Source organism: Mumia xiangluensis, assembly GCF_010994095.1.
GTDB classification, from domain to species: domain Bacteria; phylum Actinomycetota; class Actinomycetes; order Propionibacteriales; family Nocardioidaceae; genus Mumia; species Mumia xiangluensis.
Genome location: NZ_WJYO01000004.1, coordinates 452,011 through 474,020, shown reverse-complemented (window position 1 = coordinate 474,020; position 22,010 = coordinate 452,011). Strand labels below are relative to the sequence as shown.

The 22,010-nt window shown below is 70.9% G+C and carries 17 protein-coding genes; 7 read left to right on the top strand and 10 right to left on the bottom strand.

Translation table 11 applies throughout. The annotated features are described in order from the left end of the window. Position 1: 1 nt before the first annotated feature. The 3 genes from GH747_RS15300 to GH747_RS15290 all read right to left on the bottom strand — a co-directional run bounded on the left by GH747_RS15300 (position 2) and on the right by GH747_RS15290 (position 3,192). Positions 2 to 457, bottom strand: a complete 456-nt coding sequence (locus GH747_RS15300; protein ID WP_149770442.1) for a hypothetical protein — start codon at positions 455 to 457, stop codon at positions 2 to 4. After that, positions 454 to 1,917 carry a glutamate/gamma-aminobutyrate antiporter GadC gene (gene gadC / locus GH747_RS15295; RefSeq protein ID WP_149770441.1) on the bottom strand — a complete coding sequence of 488 codons (1,464 nt, stop codon included), beginning with the start codon at positions 1,915 to 1,917 and terminating at the stop codon, positions 454 to 456. Before gadC ends, GH747_RS15300 begins: the two co-directional genes overlap by 4 nt. 138 nt (positions 1,918 to 2,055) lie before the next feature. Continuing rightward, positions 2,056 to 3,192 (bottom strand): aminopeptidase P family protein, encoded by a 1,137-nt coding sequence (locus GH747_RS15290; RefSeq protein ID WP_149770440.1) that lies wholly within the window; start codon positions 3,190 to 3,192, stop codon positions 2,056 to 2,058. Positions 3,193 to 3,326: 134 nt separating this feature from the next. On the opposite strand from GH747_RS15290, the gene GH747_RS15285 reads away from it, so the two are divergent. Beyond that, positions 3,327 to 4,709 carry a threonine/serine exporter family protein gene (locus GH747_RS15285; RefSeq protein ID WP_228552947.1) on the top strand — a complete coding sequence of 461 codons (1,383 nt, stop codon included), beginning with the start codon at positions 3,327 to 3,329 and terminating at the stop codon, positions 4,707 to 4,709. A gap of 71 nt (positions 4,710 to 4,780) precedes the next feature. Then, entirely contained in the window at positions 4,781 to 5,152 is a 372-nt protein-coding gene (locus GH747_RS15280) for a SpoIIAA family protein (protein ID WP_149770438.1), read from the top strand. A gap of 17 nt (positions 5,153 to 5,169) precedes the next feature. Here the strand turns inward: GH747_RS15280 and GH747_RS15275 are convergent, their stop codons facing one another. The 4 genes from GH747_RS15275 to GH747_RS15260 form a co-directional block, all read right to left on the bottom strand. Beyond that, positions 5,170 to 5,880, bottom strand: coding sequence for a hypothetical protein (locus tag GH747_RS15275; RefSeq protein ID WP_149770437.1), 711 nt, complete (start codon positions 5,878 to 5,880; stop codon positions 5,170 to 5,172). 63 nt (positions 5,881 to 5,943) lie between these two features. After that, positions 5,944 to 8,622: a M14 family zinc carboxypeptidase gene (locus GH747_RS15270; RefSeq protein WP_205602957.1), complete on the bottom strand. Its 2,679-nt coding sequence runs from the start codon at positions 8,620 to 8,622 to the stop codon at positions 5,944 to 5,946. A gap of 82 nt (positions 8,623 to 8,704) precedes the next feature. Continuing rightward, the gene (locus GH747_RS15265) at positions 8,705 to 9,460 is read right to left on the bottom strand and encodes a CPBP family intramembrane glutamic endopeptidase (RefSeq protein WP_228552946.1); all 756 of its coding nucleotides are present in this window, start codon (positions 9,458 to 9,460) and stop codon (positions 8,705 to 8,707) included. Next, entirely contained in the window at positions 9,457 to 10,350 is an 894-nt protein-coding gene (locus GH747_RS15260; protein WP_149770436.1) for an NAD(P)H-binding protein, read from the bottom strand. Before GH747_RS15260 ends, GH747_RS15265 begins: the two co-directional genes overlap by 4 nt. Before the next feature lie 218 nt (positions 10,351 to 10,568). On the opposite strand from GH747_RS15260, the gene GH747_RS15255 reads away from it, so the two are divergent. From GH747_RS15255 to GH747_RS15240, 4 genes are read left to right on the top strand one after another with little or no spacing between them, the layout of a single operon-like run. Continuing rightward, complete coding sequence (locus GH747_RS15255; RefSeq protein ID WP_149770435.1) at positions 10,569 to 11,393, top strand: transporter substrate-binding domain-containing protein; 825 nt, start codon at positions 10,569 to 10,571, stop codon at positions 11,391 to 11,393. A gap of 56 nt (positions 11,394 to 11,449) precedes the next feature. Then, complete coding sequence (locus GH747_RS15250) at positions 11,450 to 12,271, top strand: amino acid ABC transporter permease (protein WP_149770434.1); 822 nt, start codon at positions 11,450 to 11,452, stop codon at positions 12,269 to 12,271. Further along, complete coding sequence (locus GH747_RS15245; protein WP_149770433.1) at positions 12,271 to 13,029, top strand: amino acid ABC transporter ATP-binding protein; 759 nt, start codon at positions 12,271 to 12,273, stop codon at positions 13,027 to 13,029. Before GH747_RS15250 ends, GH747_RS15245 begins: the two co-directional genes overlap by 1 nt. 49 nt (positions 13,030 to 13,078) lie before the next feature. Next, positions 13,079 to 15,295: a hypothetical protein gene (locus tag GH747_RS15240; RefSeq protein ID WP_149770432.1), complete on the top strand. Its 2,217-nt coding sequence runs from the start codon at positions 13,079 to 13,081 to the stop codon at positions 15,293 to 15,295. A 36-nt stretch (positions 15,296 to 15,331) separates the two neighbouring features. On the opposite strand, the gene GH747_RS15235 is transcribed toward GH747_RS15240, so the two are convergent. Further along, on the bottom strand, positions 15,332 to 20,131 hold the full coding sequence (locus GH747_RS15235) for an NAD-glutamate dehydrogenase (RefSeq protein ID WP_163695664.1): 4,800 nt from the start codon (positions 20,129 to 20,131) through the stop codon (positions 15,332 to 15,334). Between the two features lie 85 nt (positions 20,132 to 20,216). On the opposite strand from GH747_RS15235, the gene GH747_RS15230 reads away from it, so the two are divergent. Beyond that, the gene (locus GH747_RS15230; protein WP_149770430.1) at positions 20,217 to 20,714 is read left to right on the top strand and encodes a DUF2505 domain-containing protein; all 498 of its coding nucleotides are present in this window, start codon (positions 20,217 to 20,219) and stop codon (positions 20,712 to 20,714) included. Between the two features lie 13 nt (positions 20,715 to 20,727). Here GH747_RS15230 and GH747_RS15225 read toward each other — a convergent pair whose 3' ends face one another. Beyond that, entirely contained in the window at positions 20,728 to 21,201 is a 474-nt protein-coding gene (locus tag GH747_RS15225) for an RDD family protein (RefSeq protein WP_205602956.1), read from the bottom strand. After that, positions 21,198 to 22,010 (bottom strand): hypothetical protein, encoded by an 813-nt coding sequence (locus GH747_RS15220; protein WP_149770429.1) that lies wholly within the window; start codon positions 22,008 to 22,010, stop codon positions 21,198 to 21,200. The genes GH747_RS15225 and GH747_RS15220 overlap by 4 nt, the downstream gene beginning before the upstream one ends.

Sequence of the window (22,010 nt, the reverse complement as noted above, 5' to 3'; positions counted from 1 at the left end):
CTCACTCCCCTGCCACGTCGTCGGTCTCGAGGTCGTCGACGAACTGCTGGAACTCCTCCAGCTCGTCGGGGCAGTAGACCTCGATGATCAGCAGCTGTCCCTGGACCACACGGCTGTCGGCGATCACCGGCCGCGCTCCCGGTCCGCTGGCTCCGTTCGCGAGCTGCGCGAGAAGGACGGCACGGGTCAACGCGTCGTTCGGGTTCTCGCAGGTCGCTCCACCGTCCGTGCCGAGGACCCGCACGATCTGGTCACGGTCGGGCGCGTCGCGACCGGCGTCCTCGATCGCCGCGATCAGCTCGTCGGCCTTCTCCTCGGCCTGTCTGCTCTCGCGGTTCGACTCGAAGACGAACAGCGCCACGACGACAGCGACGACGATGATGACGACGACGGCGACGTAGATGACCGTGCGCTCGCCCTTGCCCTGGGTCTCGACCGGCTCGACAGGGGTGCTCATGCCTCGGCTCCTTCCGCGACGTCAGGCTGCTTCCAGGAGGGCTTGCGGAACCGGTAGAACAGGTACGGCACCAGCAGGCCGAGGCCGAGCGCTCCCGCACCGACGATCGCGAAGTAGACGCCCGAGCTCCCGGACGAGAACTGCGACGGCGGGATGAAGCCGACCAGCAGCGCGGCCAGCGACGCCGCGAACCCGACGCCGCACAGTCCCACCAGCATCGGTGCCCGATACCCGCGTGGATGGTCCGGCTGCTTGCGGCGCAGCTGGATCGCCGCGAGGAACATCAGCAGGTACATGATCAGGTAGACCTGCGTGGTGATCACCGAGAAGATCCAGTAGGCGCTCGACACGTCGGGGATCAACGCGTACGCCAGGCCGATCACGGTGGTGATGATGCCCTGGACGACCAGGATGTTCTGCTGCACGCCGTTCTTGTTGAGCCGCTGGAGGAACGGCGGCAGGTAGCCCTCCTGGCGCGAGATCAGCAGCAGACCCTTCGAGGGCCCGGCGAGCCAGGTCAGCATGCCGGCGAGCGATGCGGTGACCAGCATGATCCCGACGATCGGCGTCAGCCACTGCCAGCCGAAGTTCGCGAACACCGCGTCGAAGGCCTGCATGACGCCGGCCGTCAGCGACAGCTCCTCAGCGGGGACGATCCAGCTGATCGCGAGCGCCGGCAGGATGAAGATCGCGAGCACGAGGCCCATCGCCAGGAACATCGCCCGCGGGAACTCCTTGGCAGGGTTCCTCAGCGACGACACGTGGACCGCGTTCATCTCCATGCCGGAATAGGACAGGAAGTTGTTGACGATCAGCACGAGGCTCGACAACCCCGCCCACGCAGGGAGCAGGTTGTCCGCGGTCATCGGCGCGGCCGACGTGTTGCCCTGCCCGAGGAACACCATGCCGAGGACGACCAGGACGACGCCCGGGATCAGGGTCCCGATGATGAGCCCGCCGCTCGCGAGTCCCGCCACGCCGGCGGTCCCTCGCGAGGAGATCCACACGCCCGACCAGTAGACGACGATGATGACCGCCGCGGTCCACACGCCGCTGCTCGCCAGCGCAGGGTTGAACACGTACGCAAGGGTGCTCGCCACGAATCCGAGCAGGCTCGGGTAGTAGAAGATCGTCATCGCGAACTGGCACCACACCGCCAGGAATCCCAACGGCTTCGAGAGACCCTCGGACACCCAGTTGTAGACGCCGCCCGACCATCCCGAGGCGAGCTCCGCGGAGACCAGCGAGGTCGGCAGGAGGAAGACCACGGCCGGAAGCAGGTAGAGGAAGACGCACGCCAGCCCGTAGACGGCCATCGTCGGCGCTGCGCGCAGGCTCGCCACGGAGCTGGTGGTCATCATCGCCAGCGCGACCCACGAGATCCAGTGAGCTGCGGGGACGCGGGCGCGGGCGGCACCCTTGGCTGCGGACCCGCCGATCGGGACGTCCGCCGCACTCATGGCGTCGCTCGCAGCTGATGAGTCTCTCGCATGTCCGCCTCCGGTCGTGTCGAGCGTCGATGAGCCCATTGTGGGTCGCGTGACACTCCGTCGGACTCACCCACGGCGGGTGACTCGGACCCGCCCGAGAGGCCGGTCCTACTCCACGATCCGGAGGTCGCGGGCGGTGTTGTTGAGGCGCCGCCCGCCGGTGACGGTGACGGTGACGATGTCCTCGATGCGGACCCCGAAACGTCCGGGCAGGTAGATGCCCGGCTCGACCGAGAAGCACATCCCGGGAACCAGCTCCTGCTGCTCTCCCTCGATCATGTACGGCGGTTCGTGCGTCGTCGTCCCGATCCCGTGTCCGGTGCGATGGATGAACCGGTCGCCGTACCCCGCCTCCGTGATCACCGCGCGGGCCGCGCGGTCGATCTCCTGGCAGGCGACACCCGGGCGCACGGCGTCGACGCCAGCCTGCTGCGCCTGTCGTACGACCTCGTGCACCGCGCGTACCTCGTCGCTCGGCTCACCGACGCTCACGGTGCGGCTCGTGTCCGAGCCGTACCCGTCCATGAGTCCACCGAAGTCGAGGACGACGGCGTCACCGACCTCGATGACCCGGTCGCCGGCCTCGTGGTGCGGGTTGGCGCCGTTCGGTCCGGAGCCGACGACCGTGAAGTCGACCTGCTCGTGCCCGAGCTCGCGCAGCAGGCGGGCGAGGTCCGCAGCGACGTCGGTCTCCTTCCGGCCCGCGAACCGGACGCCCACGATCTGCTCGTACGCCGCGTCCGCCGCGGCGCCCGCAGCGCCGAGCCGCGCGAGCTCGTTGGCGTCCTTGACGGCCCGCAGCATCGGCAGGCCGTCCGTCAGTGAGCGGTACGCCGAACCCGGAACTGCCGCCTGGAGTCCGAGGAGGTGGAGTGCCCAGGCGGAGTCGGAGATCCCCATCGTCGATGCTTCACCGACGAGCGCGGCGGCCCTCACGAACGGGTCCTCACCATCGGCCCAGTCGACGATCGAGAGCGTCGGTGCTCCGACGGCCGCCTCGGCGTCGGGACGCTCCAGGGTCGGCACCAGCAGCGCAGGCTCGTGGTCCGGGCGGAGGACGAGGACGGTGAGGCGTTCGGTGATGGCCGTGGGCTGGTAGCCGGTCAGCCACACCAGCTCCGGTCCAGGCGTGACGAGGAGCCCGTCCAGCCCCGCGGCAGCGGCGTCGTCGACGGCTCGACGCATCCGTGCGGCGTAGTCGTCGTTCGTGAAGGCGGCGGGCGGCACCCGCGTGGTCGTGCTCATCGGTCTCCCCCTCTGCACGGCGTCCAGGGCCGGCGTCGACCCGCCGGTACCCCGAACGTAGGACACGTGCCGGGTGCTGACCTCACCCTTCTCGGGCGAGCCGGATCCGCTGCGTCGCCGGAATAATGACCACCGTGGCCGACGTCGATCAGGGAGATCCGCACGCACGGCCCGCGCGCCTGCCGCATCGGCTGTCCGGCGCCCGCCAGCGGGTGTGGGCGGGGATCAGCCGGATCGCCTCCAGCCGCCTCCCGTCCCCTGCACCACCGCCCGAGCCGCTGGTCGAACAGCCGCCCGAGGCGGTGCTCGACTTCCTGCGTCTGCTCGGCGTCGCGATGTGCCGTGCGGGCGACGCCGCCGATCGGGTGACGTTGATCCTCGACGACGTCGCGCGCGCGTACTCGGCCAAGGGCGTCAGCTTCTTCGTGCTGCCGACCGGGGTCTTCGTCCGCATCGTCGCGGGGTCCTCCACCCGGGTCGACTTCGCGCCCGGCAGCAACCGCCCCCTGCGCCTGGACCAGATCGACGACCTCTACCGGCTGATCGACGACATCCGGCACAGCAAGATCGAGGTGGGCGCCGCGGCCGAGCGGCTCACCGCGCTCACGCGCTCACGACCACGCTTCGGGCCCGTCGTGCGCGTGCTCGGCACCGGCGTGCTCACCGTGGGACTGGGCCTGGTGCTCAACCCGACGGCGTCGACGCTGCCCGTCTACTTCGCGCTCGGCGTCATGGTCGGGCTGCTGGAGCTGCTCGCGAACCGCGTGCTCGTACTCTCCCTGGTGCTTCCGGTGGTGGCGGCGTTCGGGGTGACCTGGGCCGCCTTCGAGCTCGCCGGACCCTACCTCGACGCGTGGCCGCTCGACATCGTGATCCCCTCGCTCATCACGATGCTGCCGGGAGCGGCGCTCACCATGGCGACCGTCGAGCTGGCGGCCGGCTCGATGATCTCGGGCTCGGCGCGCCTCATCTACGGGCTCGAGCGGCTCCTGCTGCTCACGGTCGGCATCGCGATGGGCATCGAGGCCGCGGGCCTGCCGGTGCGGTCCGGCGATGCGCCGACGACCTCGCTCGGGGCGTGGGCACCGTGGGTGGGCGTGCTGGTGTTCGGGCTGGGCCATTTCTTCGCGTCGTCCGCTCCTCGGCGCACCCTGGTCTGGCTACTGGTCGTCCTCTATGTCGCGTACGGCGCCCAGGCCGCCTCCGGGGTCCTCCTCGGAGCGCTGGGCGCCAGCTTCGTCGCCGGTGCGGTGGTGCTCCCGGTCGCCTACGCCGTGCAGTCCCGCCGGAGCGGTCCGCCCGTGCCGGTCACGTTCCTGCCCGCGTTCTGGCTGCTCGTCCCTGGTGCACTGAGCCTCCAGGGTGTCGCCGAGCTGGTGGGCGCCGATGCCGCCGCGGGCCTCGGGGACTTCATCAACGCCCTGCTCTCGATCGTCGCCATCGCCGTCGGTGTGCTCGTCGGGGCCGGTCTGTCCGAGCGCGTGGGCCGGGCGACGTCGACCTGGCGCGGTCTGTAGCGGTCGTGTCCGAGCGATCGGCCGTGCACGAGCGTTGACGGCTCGGACCGGCCACCGCAACACTGACCCCCATGATCCGTGTGCTGCGAGACATGCCGGTCGGCGTCATCGGGCTCGAGGCGGTCGACGACGTCGAGAAGGAGGACTACGAGAACGTCCTCCTCCCGCTGGTCGACGACGCGATCGCCCAGCACGGGAAGGTCCGCATCGTCTACGTCCTCGGTCCCGAGTTCGACGAGTACGAGGGCGACGCCGCCTGGGAGGACCTGAAGCTGGGCCTGCGTCACGCCACGGCGTTCGAACGCATCGCGGTCGTGACCGACGCCCGGTGGGCCGCCCCCGCGATCAAGGTCTTCAGCATCCTCTGGCCGGGGCAGGCTCGCGCGTTCCCCCTGGCCGGGCTCGAGGATGCCAAGCGCTGGGCGGCCGGCGAGACCGCCTGACGGTCCGGTCCGCTGCCTCAACCGCGACCGAAGTACCGCGTCAGCGACGCGACGACCAGCAGGCCGCCGACCGCGACGAGCAGGACCCCGCCGACCGTGCGCCAGCTCCGGGAGCGGATCCACCCCGTCATCCGGTCGACCGCCCGCGACAGGATCGGGAAGCGCTCGGTCCCCCAGGCCATCAGCAGGTACGGCAGCGCAGCCGCCATGGCGAACCCGACATAGACGAGCACCTGCAGGATGCCCGCCGAGCTCGCCTCCCGGGCGAGCCGCACCACAAGATAGGCACTCGCCGCTGCGCTCACACCGATGACGGTGTTCGCCGCCGAGAACCCGAAGAGGCTGCGAGGCCGGTCGAGCAGGCGTGACGCCGTCCGCACGGCCGTGTGGTCGACCGTCGCGTGACGGTTCCGCAGCACCCACAGGCCGGCGATCACGAACAGGACGCCGGCGGTGAGGTCGAACGCGCGCTGCAGCAGCAGCGACCTCACCCGGCCGCTGAACAGCCGCTCCCACGCGTCGGGGTTGGTGACCTGCAGCAGGAGGGTGAGGATGAGTGCGCCTGTTGCGACGCCTCCCGCGACGATGAGGCCACGGCGTAACGAGCCGGGCGATCGCGCGAGCACGGCGACCTGCAGTGCGATCAGCGTCGGACTGAACCCCGTGGCCAGACCGAGCAGCACCAGGCTCACGAGCGTGCCGACGACGAGGACGGCGGCGTGCAACATGGCGGCGAGTCTAGGGGGCGTCGCCGCGACGGCGACGCCCCCTTGACCGATCGACGTGGACGATCAGGGCGTCAGCACGCCCTCTCCTTCCGGTGCCGCCCAGAACAGACCGCGTGCAGCCTGGCTCTGCCCGCCCTTCGGGTGCGTACGGAACATGATCGACGTCCCGAAGACGAACGCCTTCGCACCCGACGCCGCCTCCGCGGACACCACCGCGGGCTGGCCGGCGGCGTCCTCGGGGCCGTTCGGCGTCGTGCCGCCTGCGCCACCGCGGCGCCAGTGGCCGGCGACGAACGGGTCCTCCGCGTCGTACGACTGCTCGACCGTGACACCTTCGCCGAGACCCGTGAACCAGGTCGCCGGGTAGATGAAGGAGTAGTCCTGCGCGTACGGCGCGAGCACGCCGTCAGCGGCGGTGTCGACAGCGACGATGCCGTTGCCGGAGCTGTTGCCCCCCACCGCCGTACCGGTCACGAGGCCGAACGTCCGCGCCGTGTTGAACGCGCCCGAGCCGCGGCCGACGATGCTGCCGCCGTCGTCGACGAACGCCTGTACGGCGGCGCTCCCCGCCGCCTGGGTGGCGTTGAACGTCAGCGCCGACCCGAGCCACAGCACGTCCACGTCGTCGAGCACCGCCGGGTCGGCGGTGATCGTCGCCGCGTTCAGCGCGACCAGGTCGTCGAAGCCCAGCTGCGTGAGCGACAGGAGGTCGTCCTGCGTGCCGGTGTAGCCGATCGTCAGGTCCTCCAGCCCCTTCGCCGTCCCCGACCGGAGCTCGGCGAGCTCCGCCCGCGTGGCGGCGTCGAAGTCGGTCCCGAACTCGTCGGCGACCTCGCTCGCGGCGGCGTACGACGCCCGGTCCGACCCGACCACGGCCGACCCGTCGGCGAGGGCCGAGACGGCGACCCCGTCCTCCAGCAGCGCGTTCAGCGCGCGGTAGTCGTCGACCCCGGCGAGCTCGAACGTCAGGTACGAGCCGCGCCGCGGCACGTCGCCACCGTCCTCGTGGTGGGAGATCGGCCGGGTCCGCGGGAGCCAGCCCTGGCCGGTGACGCCGACGGGCTCGACCGTCGCCCCCCACAGGTAGCCGAGACTCCACGCCGAGATGTCGTACATGCTCGGGAACTTCGCCGAGATGTCGGTCCCCGGTGCCAGCAGCGCGTGCGCGAGGTTGCGCAACGGCTGGTGCATGTCGACGACGTACGCGCCTTCCCGATAGGTGACCCCGCCGAGACGTGCCCGTCCCGCGAGCCTCTCGACCTCGATGCCGTGCCGCTGGAGCTGCGCGACGAGCACGCGTGCATCAGCCTCGGAGCGCTGCTCGTCGCCGAGCGGGATCACGAACGCCCGCGGGTACGTCACGGGGTTCTGGTCGTCGGCGGCGTCCCACTCCGCCTTCCACTCCTGCGGTCCGGGGACGTCGGCGATGTTCGCCGAGGTCAGCGCCGTACGCGGTGCACCGACGTCCGCCCGCCGGAAGAACTCGATCTGGTCGTCGAGCATCGCCTGGTCGTGGTTCTCGACGTAGTCGACGAGGCTCTGCATCGTCTGCAGCGCGACGGCGGTGTTGATGACGGCGTTCGCCGGCGTCTGGCTGCTGCTGTTCGGCCGCGACTTCGGCAGCTCGACCGTCGACGTGACGGCGCCGGAGAACGCGGCGTACTGAGCGGTGAAGATCGGCGGGTAGTCGTCCCACCCGGACGGGGTGTCGCGGTAGGGGATCTTGATGTGCGCGGAGTCGGGGCCGGTGACCTCGGGGACGACGTTGCCGGTCGTGACGTCGTAGTAGGTGTTGCCCGGGATCGCTGCCTCGACGACGTCCTTCTCCACCTGCAGCGACGACGCGTACGCGTGCGGGATGAACAGGTCGTACTCGTAGTCGTCGCCGTGCGGCGGACCGCAAGGCTCGACCTGGAGGACGCCGGTGTAGCCGTGGAAGTCGGCCGCGTACAGCGCCTGGACGGCCTGGGCGGTCCGGATGAACGAGATCGACTCCGGTGTCGTGTTGGTGATCATGTCGCGGTTCTCGTCGAGGTTCAGCGCGGTGGCGCGCTGCCCGATCGTGCGGCCGTCGGGGTTGAGCGTGATGCTGAAGTAGAGGCGGTGCTCGCTCAGCAGCGACCGCACCTCGCTCCACGGCGCGGTCGCGAGCTGCTCGATGTAGGTCAGCGCCGCGTCGGTGCCCTCCCACTCGTTGCCGTGGATGTTGGAGCTGATCCAGATCGGCGTCTTGTAGTCACGGGCGAGCCTGCGGTCCTTGGCCGCCGACCTCGGGTCCTCGCGGATCTCGTCGCGCCACCGCGTCTGCTGCGAGGTCTCGCTCCGGCGCTCGGGCGCGGTCACCGTCACGAGGTAGAGCTCGCGGCCCTGGGTGGACTCGCCCACGACCTGCGTCGACACACGGTCCGACGACGCCATCAGGTCGTTGAGGATCGGGGCGATCTGGTCGTAGCCGGTCAGGTTGCCGGTGTCGGCCGCGTCGGGCTCGGTCTCGGGGTAGACCTTCAGCGTCGGCTGGACCGGGTACGACGCCGGCATCGGCAGCGGGTCGCCCGCCGTCGTGTGCTTGGCGGCGTACCGGGCGGCCTTCGCGGTCAGGGAGCGTTCGGACGGCGCGTCGCCGAAGGATCGGTGGTCGGGTGGGGAGTCGGGTCGCTCGAGGGCGGTGGCAGGCGCTGCCAGGAGGGCGGTCGACGTGAGCCCGAGACTCGCGACGGCGCCCACGACACGGATGAGTCGCACGGCGGGTTCCTCTCCGAGGGACGGAGGCCCGACGCGACGCTGGCGTCACGCTGGCCCTTTGCCCGAGTCTCACCCGAACTCATCAGTAACGGAAGCGCTGTCGATCGCGGAACAGCCGCGGCAGGTAGCGGAGCATGAGCGCGGACCAGGTCAGATGGGTGAGCAGCGGTGCCTGGATCCCCCCGGTCGCTCGCCGCTGCAGGCCGAACAGCGTCCCCATCACGGCGCCGGCGAGGGTGAGGGACGGGTTCCGGGACGCTGCGGTCGTCGCGGTGTACGCGAGGGTCGACACCAGGACCGGGTGCCGCTCCCCCACCGCGTCGTACAGCGCCCCGCGGAAGAACAGCTCCTCGGCGGCACCGTTCGCGACGGTGGTCAGCACCACCAGCGGCGTGCTCCCCTCCTCGGCGAAGCGCAGCACCCGTCGTACGGCGTCGTCGAGCACCGGCACCCGCCGTGCCACGAGCGCGCCGGCCACGAAGCACCCGAACGCCCCGACGCCGGTCACGACGGGCACCATCACCGGCCGGCGGCGTACCCCGTCCTGCATCTCGATCCAGCCCTGGTGCAACGGCCCGGACGCGAGCGACCCGAGGGACCACGTCGCCGCCGTCGCCAGCGTGAGCCCGTAGAACTGCCGAGAGCCCGGCTCGGTGGAGAGCGAGACGCCGAGCATCCCCGCGCCCGCGACGCAGCCGACGCCGACGGCCTGGCGACGGCGCCGGACCACGGCGTCGGGCTCGCGCTCGCGTGCCGGGACGGCGTACCCGAGGCCACGCGGGAGGAGGCCGCGGGCGCGCTCGCGTACGGCGCCCAGCACCGCCGGCGGTCGGCTCACACCTCCGCCTCCTCCGCGCGCTCGGCGAGTGCTCGGCGTACGGCGTCGTCGTACCCCAGGGGCTCGAACGGCACCACGGTCCGGATCGCGTCGTCGTGGACGACGACCTCGTTGACCATCGAGTCCACCAGCGAGCGGCCGGCCCGTGCGTCCACGTCGGTCACCAGCGACAGCCAGCGCGCCGACAGTCCAGGACTGAGCAGCGGCACGGGCACGATCACCGGGCGGCGGCCCTCGATCGCGGCGACGCGCCGCATCATCGTGACGTACTCGAGCACCTCGGGGCCGCCGATCTCGTACGGCCGGTCGGTCCCTGCCGGCAGCGTCAGCACACCGACCAGGTAGCGGATCACGTCGTCCACCGCGATGGGCTGCGTCCGCGTGCTCACCCAGCGGGGCGTCACCATCGCGGGGAGGTGCTCGACCAGCTGGCGCGTGATCTCCCACGAGATGCCGCCGTGACCGACGACGATCCCCGCCCGCAGCGTCGTCACGGGGACGCCGCCACCCCCGAGCAGGCCCTCGACCTGGCGGCGGCTGCGCAGGTGGTCCGAGAGGTCGTCGGCGTCGTCGCCGAGCCCGCCCAGGTAGACGATGCGCTGCAGCCCCGACGCGGCCGCCGCGACACCGAAGGCGGTCGCTGCCTCGGCGTCACGGCGTACGAAGTCGTCGGAGTCCAGCGAGTGCACCAGGTAGTAGGCCGCCTCGACGCCGTCGAGCGCCGGCGGGAGCGACTCTGCGTCGTGGACATCGCCGTAGACCGGGGACCCCGGTCCGTCGTAGGTGTCGGGGTGCCGGGTCATCGCCACGACGTCGTGCCCGGCCCGGTCGAGGGCCGGCACCAGCCGACGGCCCACGAACCCGGTGGCACCAGCCACGAGCACCCGCATCCGACCCCCTCGCCGATCATCGTTCCCCTGATCATCGGCCTGTGGGGCGGGCGATGTCAGAACGACGCCGGGAACGGGGGTGCAGAAGCCTGTCCGGCAGCCGCAACGCCCTGGACGACGATCTGCTGTGACCGTAACAATTCCGTGTTGTTCGTATGGTTACATCCCATCCTCAAGAGATTCAGTCTCAGATCCATCAAGCTCAAGGAGCATCACCCATGAAGGTCACCGGACGAAGCCTGGGACGCGCGGCTGCGGCCGCCGCCGGGGCACTCGCTCTCACCGTGACGATGGCGGCCTGCGGCGGCGACGACGACGGGGGCGACAGCGCCGCGACGGTCGACGGCATCGAGCTCGTCAAGGCGGACACGTTGACGATCTGCACCAACCTGCCGTACAAGCCCTTCCAGTACCCCGACGACTCGGGCGAGATCGTCGGCTTCGACACCGACCTCCTCGGCCTGCTCGCCGACGACATGGGCCTCGAGACCGAGATCGTGGACGTCGACTGGAACCAGGTCACCTCCGGTGCCGCGTTCAAGGCCGGCAAGTGCGACGTCGGCATGGGCGGCATGACGATCACCCCGGAGCGCGAGGCCGCGATCGCGATCTCCGACCCATACTTCGAGGCGACGCAGGCGCTGCTCGTCAAGGCCGACTCCGGCATCGCCGGCCTCGAGGACCTCAAGGGCAAGAAGCTCGGCGTCCAGACCGACACCACCGGTGAGGTCTACGCCAACGAGAACGCCGCCAAGTACGGCTACACGCCGGTCGCCTTCGACGACCTGTCGCTCGAGGCCACCGCGCTCCTCGCGAACCGTGTCGACGCCGTCATCAACGACAACGGCGTCCTGTACGACTTCGTCAAGGACAACCCCGACACCAAGGTCGCGACCGAGTTCGACACGGGCGAGGAGTACGGCTTCGCCGCCGTGAAGGAGGCCAACGGCGAGAAGCTCATCGAGCGTCTCAACGGCGTCCTGACGACGTCCAAGGAAGACGGCTCGTACGACGAGATCTTCGCCAAGTACTTCGGCGAGTAGCAGCCGAGGGGTAACGTCACCCCTCGCAGTACGTCCGCCCACCTCACAGGAGAGCGATGAGCACCCCCACGAAGGTGGCGGCTCGACGTCCGCTGAGCCCGCGCAAGCGGGCTCAGCGGATCCGGGCCGTCCAGTACGCCGTCCTGATCGCCATCGTGGTGATCGCGATCTTCGCCGCCGACTGGAAGCAGATCGGTGAGGTCTTCTTCAAGCCCGACCTGATCAAGACGACGATCACGCAGGGGCTCGGCCGCGCACTCCTGAACACGATCGTCTACACCGCCGGCGCGTTCGTCTTCGGCCTCGTGGTCGGCACGGTCCTCGCGGTCATGCGTCTCTCCGAGATCGGCCCGTACCGCTGGATCGCGACCGCCTACATCGAGTTCTTCCGCGGCCTGCCGGCGCTGATCGTCTTCTTGATGTTCTCGCTGATGCCGCTCGCCTTCCCGACGCTGCGCATCCCTTACGACCCGTACGGCACGGTGTGGCTCGCGCTCGGCATCGTGGCGAGCGCCTACATGGCGGAGACCATCCGTGGCGGTATCCAGGCCGTCCACAAGGGTCAGGCCGAGGCGGCACGATCGCTCGGTATGACCTCGGGGCAGGCCATGCGCAAGGTCATCCTGCCGCAGGCCTTCCGCACGATGCTGCCGCCGCTGACCAACGAGCTGATCCTGCTGGTCAAGGACTCGTCCCTGGTCTACATCATCGGACTCGCTGCCACGCAGGCCGAGCTCACGAAGTACGGCCGCGACCTGTCCGTCCAGTACGCCAACATGACGCCGCTGGTCGTCGCCGGCGCCGCGTACCTGATCATCACGCTGCCGCTGTCCGTCGTCGTACGCCGGATGGAAGCGTCCGCCGGGAAGGCCCGCTGATGCCCGAGAACCTCGTCGAGATCAAAGAGCTCCACAAGTCGTTCGGCGACAACCACGTCCTCCGCGGCATCGACTTCAAGGTCGCCCAGGGCGAGGTCGTCTGCGTCATCGGACCGTCCGGCTCCGGCAAGTCCACACTGCTGCGCTGCGTGAACCTTCTCGAGGTCCCCTCCAGCGGCACCGTCCTGGTGGCCGGCGAGGACCTCACGGACCCCGACGGCAACATCGACGCGGCCCGCCGCCACATCGGCATGGTCTTCCAGAGCTTCAACCTCTTCCCGCACCACACCGCGATCAGCAACTGCATGCTCGCGCAGCAGACCGTGCTCAAGCGGGGCAAGAAGGACGCGCGCAAGGTCGCCGCCGAGAACCTCGACCGCGTCGGCCTCACCGACAAGCACGACGCCTACCCGGCGAAGCTCTCGGGAGGGCAGCAGCAGCGTGTCGCCATCGCGCGCGCCCTGTCGATGGAGCCCAACCTGATGCTCTTCGACGAGCCCACGTCGGCGCTCGACCCGGAGCTCGTCGGCGAGGTCCTCACCGTGATGCGTCGCCTGGCCGAGGAAGGCATGACGATGCTCGTCGTCACCCACGAGATGGCGTTCGCCCGCGAGGTCGCCGACCGTGTCGTGTTCATGGACGGCGGCGTGATCGTCGAGCAGGGGACGCCCGACGAGGTCATCGGCAACCCCCAGGAGGCGCGGACGAAGGAGTTCCTGCGCCGCGTACTCGACCCCACGCATGTGAACCCGAGCTGACTGCGAGATAGTCGGAGCTGACCGCCTGAAGGACCGGAGGACCTCTGTCATGGCTGAGAAGCAGTCCGTCCTCGGCCGCGTCGCTGCGCTCGCGCAGGCCGACGTCGAGACGCTGATCGACGACTCCGCCGACCCGGAGGCGCTCTTCATCGCGCTCGGCCGCGCGTTCTCGACGACGATCGCCGAGGCTGAGGACGCGCTCGCAGCGGCGATCGCCACCAAGCGGCTCACCGAGCACGACCGGTCCGAGGACCGGCAGATCGCCGACGACTGGGGCGTCCACGCCGCCACCGCCGCCTATCACGCCGCCGAGCTGCGGGTCGAGGGCAACATGAGCGGGGCCGCGGTCTTCGAAGGACTCGCGCGGGCCGCGCTCGAGCGTCAGCTCACGACGGAGCAGGCCGTCGCCGGTGCTGCGGGCATCGTCGCGGCCCTGGCGTCGTACATCGACCGGCTGCGCGACGAGCTCGACCTCGCCAAGGACCGTTTCGCGCTCGTGCAGGAGCGCCGAGCCCACCAGCTCGGCCACGTCGATCCCGACGACGGACGCATGCTCGACCCCGAGACCGCGGACGTCCTCGACCCCGACAGCGACCTCTGGACGTTCGAGCAGAAGCTCCTGCGGGAGGACGAGCGCCAGACGTCCGGGGTGGACCGGCCGTCCTTCCTCGACGAGCGCTTCGTCGCATCGGTCGACCCGTCGCTGCGCGGCGAGATCGAGCGGCGCCTCGAGCTCCTGTCGCCCGACGAGGACGAGCTCGTCGCCGCGCTCGCCGCTCGGGCGTCCGCGGAGGCGTCGCGGGTGGCCGACGAGGCCGAGCGTCTGGCGGCACAGGCACAGGCACAGCACGACTCGGCCGACCTGGACGTCGACGTCTGGGACGGTACGGACGAGGTGGCGGCCGCGGCCGAGCCTGAGGCCGCGCCGGTGGTTCCGGCCGAGGCTGTCGAGACAGCGCCGGCCGAGCCCGAGGACGAAGCTGAGCCCGAGGACGAGCCTGAGGCCGAGGCCGAGCCGGAGCCCCAGGCCGAGCTCGAGCCGGAGCCCCAGGCCGAGCCCGAGCCGGAGCCCCAGGCCGAGCTCGAGCCGGACGAGGCGGTGCAGAGCGAGCCGGCAGTCGCGGGCACGGAGGCGGACGACGCCGAGCCGGCGTCCGATCCCCCTGCAGCGGCCCACGACGCCGAGGTCGCGACCACGGACGACGACACCGCCGAGCCGACAGGCGGCGAGGTCCCCGAGGACGACCGACCCACCGACGAGTCGACCCCGGAGACCGCTGAAGCCGCTGAAGCCGCTGAAGCCGCTGCAGCCGCGGATTCTGGCAGCGATGACGACGACGCCGATGACACCGACGACGCAGGCGCAGACGTGCAGCAGCCTGCCGGCGAGGGTGAGCAGGCGCCGACCCGATCCGCGTTCGCGGAGGAGCCGCCCGCCCCGACCGGTGGCGGCCGCCGCCGCGCCGACGTACCCGTGAAGGGTCCCGAGACGCCGCCCCCCGCTCCCCCGGAGGCCTCGGCCGGCACCGACAGGCCGACGGCTCCGCCGTCGGGCTTCGTCGCCATGCTCGGGGCCACCGACCCCATCACGCGGACCAACCCGCTCGCCGGCATCGCCGACGTCGAAGCCGCGTACCGCCTGGCTCGCGCGCAGGAGGAGACCCAGTGGGACCTCCCGGCGTTCGTCGACGAGCCCGAGCCCACGCCGTCGGCCCCGCCGGTGCCGCCTGCCGCGCCGGCAGCGCCGGCGCCGCCGTTGCCGCCGTTGCCGCCTGCCCCGGAGACACCGCCACGCGGGCCGAGCCTGACCTTCACCCCGTACGCGCAGGCCGGCGCCGCCTCGCGCAACGAGGACGAGCTCCCGACCGCGGAGTATCCCGCGATCCGGTTCGACACCTTCGGCGGCCAGGCCAACGCCTTGTCACCGATCATCGAGCACGAGGACCCCATCGCTCCCCCGACGGTCGCGCGCGAGGCGGCCCGCGGCGCCCTGGCGGACCTCGAGTCGGACGCCGACGAGGCCTCCGCCGTCGAGACCGGCGCGGACGCGGATGCCGGCACGGACGCACTGGCCCAACGGCGCGCACGTCGCTCGCGGGAGGCCCGTAAGCCCGGGGTCCCCACGGCGTACGAGTTCGCGTACGACCCCACGCAGGGTCCGGCCCACCCGAGCTTCCTCGATCCTCCCGGCACCGAGAGCGGCGACGACGCGCAGGTCTACCCGCTGCGCCCCCGTCACGACGAGGGGCCTGACCAGCCCCGCTGAGCGAGGCCGGTCAGGCAGCACCACGACCGGCGGCCGTCAGGTCAGCAGCGTCCGCACCACGCGGAGCCCGACCGAGAGCCGCGCGAGGTCGGGGGCGTCCTCGCCCCAGATCTCCTCGAGCGTCTCCTCGGCACGCCCGAGGACCTGCGCCTCGGAGCTCCCCCACGCGCTGACGCGGTCGTGCGGGGAGAGCTCGGCATCCGTCGTCGCCAGCACCTTGCGGACCAGCTGACCGTGCACGCCGAGCAGGTCGTCGCGCAGGGCGGCCCGCGCCATCGATCGCCACCGGTCGTCGCGCGGAAGGCCCTGGATACGGTGACCGAGGCGGTCCAGGCCCAGCTGCTCGCCGAGCTCCAGGAACACCCTCGCGACCGTCTCGACGTCGGCGTCGGTCGAGCGGACGACGTCGGCCATCTCGATCGCGCCGTACGCCGGGTCGAGGACGGCGAACTGCTCAGCGACCTCGCGGGCGACGCCCGCCGCGGTGAGCCTCTCGGTGCGCGCCTCCCACGCGTCGCGCTCCCGTCCGATCAGGAACCCGGGCAGACTGCGCAGCAGGTGCTCCACGGTCGTGTCGAAGTAGTCGACGCTGCCCTCGACGTCGGCGTACCGCCGATGGTTCACCAACCACCGCGACATGCGCTCGACGAGCGCCTGGACGGCGCCACGCATCCGCTCCTGCACATCGGCCGGCACGACGTTGTCGAGCTCCGCGACCTGCGCCAGGAGACCCCGCTCGCCACAGATCTCCGCGGCGATCGAGCGAGCGCGCGCGAGGTCTGCCGCCGAGATGCCGGTCTCCCCCGACAACCGGTGGAAGTAGGAGATCCCGCCCCGGTTCACCATCTCGTTGACGATCGCCGTCACGACGATCTGCCGGCGCAGCGGGTGCTCGGCCATGTCGGCGCGGTACGGCCGTTGGAGTGCCGACGGGAAGTATCGGACGAGGTGCGTCTTGTAGTAGGGGTCGTCCGCGATGTCGGAGTCCAGCAGCTCCGCCTCGAGGACGATCTTCGTGTACGCCAGCAGGACCGCGAGCTCCGGTGCCGTCATGCCCACGCCAGCCGCGCGCCGCTCGGACACCTGCTTCTCGTTGGGAAGGAACTCGAGGGCCGGATCCAGGTACCCGCCTCGCTCCAGGCGCGTCATCCAGCTCGCGTGCGCGTGGAGCAGGCTGACGGCCGCGTCCACGGACCCGGCGAGCGACACGTTCTGGTCGTAGTTGTCCTCCAGCACCAGCCGGGCGACCTCGTCGGTCATCGACGCCAGCAGGGTGTCGCGCTCGGCCTCGGTCAGGTCTCCCCGTGCCATCACCTGGTTGAGCAGGACCTTGATGTTGACCTCGTGGTCGCTCGTGTCGACGCCGGCGGAGTTGTCGATGAAGTCCGTGTCGATGCGGCCGCCCGAGAGTGCGTACTCGATGCGCCCCAGCTGGGTGAGCCCGAGGTTGCCACCCTCGCCGACGCACTTGCAGCGCAGGTCGGCCCCGTTGACGCGGATAGCGTTGTTGGCCTTGTCGCCGGCGTCGGCGTTCGACTCCGACGACGCCTTGACGTACGTCCCGATCCCGCCGTTCCAGAGCAGGTCGACCGGCGCCTTCAGGATCGCGCGCAGCAGCTCCGGCGGGCTGAGCGTGGTGACCTCGTCGTCGATGCCGAGGGTCGCCCGCATCGCGTCGCTGACCGGGATGGTCTTCGCCGTCCGCGGGAAGACACCGCCTCCCTCCGAGATCAGGCCCGGGTCGTAGTCCGCCCAGCTCGAGCGCGGCAGAGCGAACAGCCGCTGACGCTCGGCGTACGAGGTCGCCGCGTCGGGGTCGGGGTCGATGAAGATGTGGCGGTGGTCGAAGGCGGCGACCAGGCGGATGTGCTCGGACAGCAGCATGCCGTTGCCGAACACGTCGCCAGACATGTCGCCGATGCCGACGCAGGTGAAGTCCTCGGTCTGGCAGTCGACGCCCATCTCGCGGAAGTGCCGCTGCACCGACACCCAGGCGCCCCGCGCCGTGATGCCCATGGCCTTGTGGTCGTAGCCGGCCGACCCACCGGAGGCGAACGCGTCGCCGAGCCAGAAGCCGTACTCGCCGGCGATCTGGTTGGCGATGTCGGAGAACGTCGCCGTGCCCTTGTCGGCGGCCACGACGAGGTAGGTGTCGTCGCCGTCGTGGCGGACGACGTCCGGCGGTGCCACCGCCTCGTCGCCCACCCGGTTGTCGGTGAGGTCGAGCAAGGACGAGATGAACGTCTTGTAGCACGCGACGCCCTCCGCCATCCAGGCCTCACGGTTGCCGGGGTCCGGGAGCCGCTTGCAGTAGAAGCCGCCCTTCGCGCCCACCGGCACGATGACCGCGTTCTTGACCATCTGGGCCTTCACGAGGCCGAGGACCTCCGTGCGGAAGTCGTCGCGCCGGTCGGACCAGCGCAGCCCACCGCGCGCGACGCTGCCGAAGCGCAGGTGGACGCCCTCGACCCGCGGCGAGTAGCAGAAGATCTCGTGCTCGGGCCGCGGCTCGGGGAGGTCCGGGATCTCGCGCGGTGCCAGCTTGAACGAGATGTACGACCGTGGCCCGCCGTCGGCGCCCCGCTGGTAGTAGCTCGTGCGCGCCGTCGCTCGCACGAGGGTCCGGTACGACCGCAGGACACGATCCGTGTCCAGTCCCTCGACCGCCTCCAACCGCTTGCGCAGGTCGGCCTCGACGGCCTCGGTGAGCCCTTCGCGGTCTGCATCGTCGATCGACGGGTCGAACCGCGTCTCGAACAGGTCGACGATGCGCCGGACGACCTCGGTCTCGGACATCAGCACGTGCTGCAACGACTCGAGGCTGAACGGCGTGCCGGCCTGCTGGAGGTAGCGGGCGTACGCGCGGAGGACGACGACCTGGCGCCACTCGAGCCCCGCGGCGAGGACGAGCCGGTTGAAGCCGTCGACCTCGGCGCGGTCCTCCCAGCACGCGACGAACGCGTCGGTGAGCCGACGGCGCCCCACGTCGTCGGTCACGGTCTGCGAGCGGGCGCGGAACCAGTAGACCCAGACGGGCTCCTCGGTCTCGAGCCGGTACGGGCGTTCGTCGAGGACGTCGACCCCGTGCGAGGCGAAGACCGGCAGCACGTCGGTGAGGGCCGCGGGTTCGCGGGTGTAGAGCCGCAGCCGCAGGGCGTGCGGGTCCTCGGCCGCGGGATCGGGCTCGACGGTCAGGCGGACCCTCGCCTCCGGGCCCGCAAGCAGCGAGCGCGCGGCGAGCACGTCGTCGACCGCGTCGACGGCCGCGACGTCCTCCTTGTAGCCCGCCGGGAACGCGTCCCGGAAACCGGCGAGGGTCGCGGTGGTGCTGGCCGGGCCGAAGCGGGCGTCGACGGCTTCACCGAGCGCGTCGGACCAGGAGCGTACGGCGGTGGCGATCTCACCCTGGAGCTCCGCAGGTGTGACGGTGCCGAGCTCCTCGCCGGGGCGCGGACGCACCACGAGGTGCACGCGGGCCAGCGGTGACTCGCTCACCCACACCCCGTAGTCGATCATCGGGTCGTTGCCGACCCGCTCGGCGATCATCGACTCGACCTTGAGGCGCACGGCCGTCGTGTAGAGGTCGCGCGGCAGGTAGACCAGGCACGACAGGAAGCGCTCGTACGGGTCACGGCGTACGAACAGCTGGACGTGGCGCCGCTCCTGGAGGTGGATCAGTGCCTCGGCGATCTCCGAGAGCCCCGCGACCGGGATCTGGAACAGCTCGTCGCGCGGGTACGTCTCGAGCAGGTCGAGGATCTCCTTGGCCGCGTGGCTGTCGGCGTCGTAGCCGAGGGTCGAGACGAGCTGCGCGACCTTGCGGTCGAGGATCGGGATGCGGGTGATGCTGCCGGTGTACGCCGAGGAGGCGAGCAGCCCGAGGAACCGGCGCTCACCGACGACGTTGCCTGCGGCGTCGAACGTCTTGATGCCGATGTAGTCGAGATAGCTGCTGCGGTGCACCGTCGAGCGCGAGTTGGCCTTGGTGATCACCAGCACGGTCTTCTCCCGCGCCCGCTCGCGGGACGACTTCGGAAGACGGTTGAGCGTCGCCGACTCGGGGCGCTCGTGGCGCAGGATGCCGAGCCCGCTGCCCTTCACCGGACGGAGCCGCTCGTCGCCGACCTCGCCCTCGAGGTCGTACTCACGGAAGCCCACGAACGTGAAGTTGTCGTCAGCGAGCCAGGCCAGGAGCTGGGCTGCCTCACCCGCCTCGTCGGCACCGATCCCGACCGGCGGGTCGGAGCGCAGCTCGGCGACGATCTCGTGCGCACGCGACCGCATGGGTCCCCAGTCGTCGTTGACCAGACCCACGTCGTGCAGGACGCGGCGGACCCCGTCGACGATCACCTCGGCCGCGTCGTTGCGGTCGCTGCGGTCGATCTCGAGGTACATCCAGGACTCGCGGACCGTGCTGGCGCCGCCGGCTCCGGGCGTCGTGCCTCCCGCGAGGCCGGCGAGCTGGGCGGACACCAGCCGGCCGTCCCCGTCGCGCTCGACGTCGAGCTGCGGATGGACGAGCCAGTCGACGCCGAACCCGGCGGTCGCGAGGTACGCGACGGTCGAGTCGACCAGGAACGCGCGGTCGTCGGTGACGACCTGGAGCACGAGGTGCCCGCCGGCGGACCACCCGTCGGTCTCCTCGGCGGGCTCCCAGGCCCGCAGCAGCGTCTCCCCCGGTCGACGCTCCCGCGCCAGCTCGGCATGGCTGAGGACGGCGCCGCGCAGTGCGTCGGGCAGCCGTTCCTCCCGTTCGTCAGATGGCACGTGCTGGTAGTACGAGGTCACCAGGACTTCGGTGACTTCTGCTGGCAGCTCGCCTTCCTCGACGGACAAGATCGGACTCCTTCGGGTTCACATCGTTGTGACCTCTCGAACACTACTTTGCCGCGTCGGCGCTGCGGACTGCCATGATGTCCGGATGAAGCTGCACGAGATCGCCGACTACCCCGGCGCGACCCCGGACCAGGTCTTCGACATCATCCGCGACGACGAGTTCCGCGCCGCGGTGTGCGAGAAGATCCACGCGATCGCCTACGAGGTGACCGTCGAGGACGGCGGCGACGAGGTCCAGGTCCAGATCGACCGGACGATGCCTGCCGACATGCCCGACTTCATCAAGAAGATCACCGGCGAGACCGTCGAGGTGCGTCAGGTGGAGTCGTGGGGACCGCCGGCCGCCGACGGGTCACGGTCCGGCACGGTGCGCCTGACGATCAAGGGTCAGCCGGCGACGATGGACGGCACGATGGCGATCCGTCCGGCTGCGGGCGGCTCCGAGCTCGTCGTCGACGGCGAGGTGAAGGTGAAGATCCCGCTGATCGGCCGCAAGATCGAGCCCGAGGTCGCGAAGGCCGTCATCGAGGCGCTCCGGGTGGAGTCGGAGGAGGGCCGGGCCAAGTTCGCCAGAGGCGAGTAGTGGGCCTGGCCGGTCAGACGGCGGTGCGCCAGGAGTACACGACCTCGGTGCCCGTCACGATGTCCTGGACCGACCGTGAGTGGCGGTTGACGGCGGACCAGAACAGGCCGATCGGGAAGACGACGACCACGAGCGCACGCAGCGCCGCCCGCCACAGGCGTACGCGTCCTCCATGCCGTCCGAGCACCCGCGTGCCCATCACCTGACCGCCGAGCGTCTTGCCGCTCGTCGCCCAGCACGCGGTCAGGTATCCGCCGAGGTAGACCCCACCGAGCACCAGCAGGACGATGAACGGCCAGCGCGGCCAGTGCCAGCTCACCGGGTTGTAGAGGAAGCTCAGCGCCGCGAGACCCGCGTACGTGCTCCCGACCGCCACGACCGCGAGCGCGTAGTCGATCCCGCCGGCGATCGTGCGCGTGACCACACCTGCGGGCTTGCCCTGCAGGCCCGCGCCGGGGCCGACCGGATGGCTGTGCGCGACGCTCACCTGTCGCCCCTCTCGCGGTTGCGGCGCCACACGAGCACCCGGTCGACCGCGCGTGCGACGACCTCGTCGGCGGACGCGGCTCCTGAGCGTGCCTCGACCACGAGGTCGGCGGCCACGCCGCTGGAGGAGTCGCGGATGATCTCGGGCAGGTCGACGTCGTCGATGACCTGGTTCGCGAGCGAGTCGAGGTCGACGCGCTCACGGACGAGGGCGGTGAGGTCGAGTCCATCCAGGACGTGCGTGACGATCCGCTGGAGGTCGACGCGGTCGAGGACGGTCGCGGTGAGGTCGAGGTCGTCGAGGGCGGCCTGGACGACGTCGCCCAGCGCGACCTGCTTGGTGACGAGCTCGGTGAGGTCGAGCTGGTCCAGGACGACGGAGACGACGGAGAGGAGGTCGACGCGCGACAGCACGAGGGCTGTCAGGTCGATCTGGTCCAGCACCGCGTCGGCGATCAGCGGCACCGCCTGGCGTGCGCTGCGCACGGCGAGGTCCTCGGACTCGCGACGCCTCCGCGCCCCGCGGGCCCCGAGGCGCGCGACCAGCGTGCCGGGCGCGCGCGAGGTCGGCACGAGGGGCGGGTACGCGAGGTGGTGGGCGATCTGGGAGACGGCGGGGCCGAGCAGGGCTCGCGCGGTGACGACCGCGCGTACGCCGATCGTCAGCGTGAGGTCGGCGGCTCCGACCACGACATCGAACGCGGTGGCGGACGCACGCGCGGCGTCGCCCGCGTCGTCGGCACGAGAAGGCTCACCCGCACCGGGAACGCTTGCAGCCTCACTGCCGCCGTCGTCCGGTCCGCTGTCCAC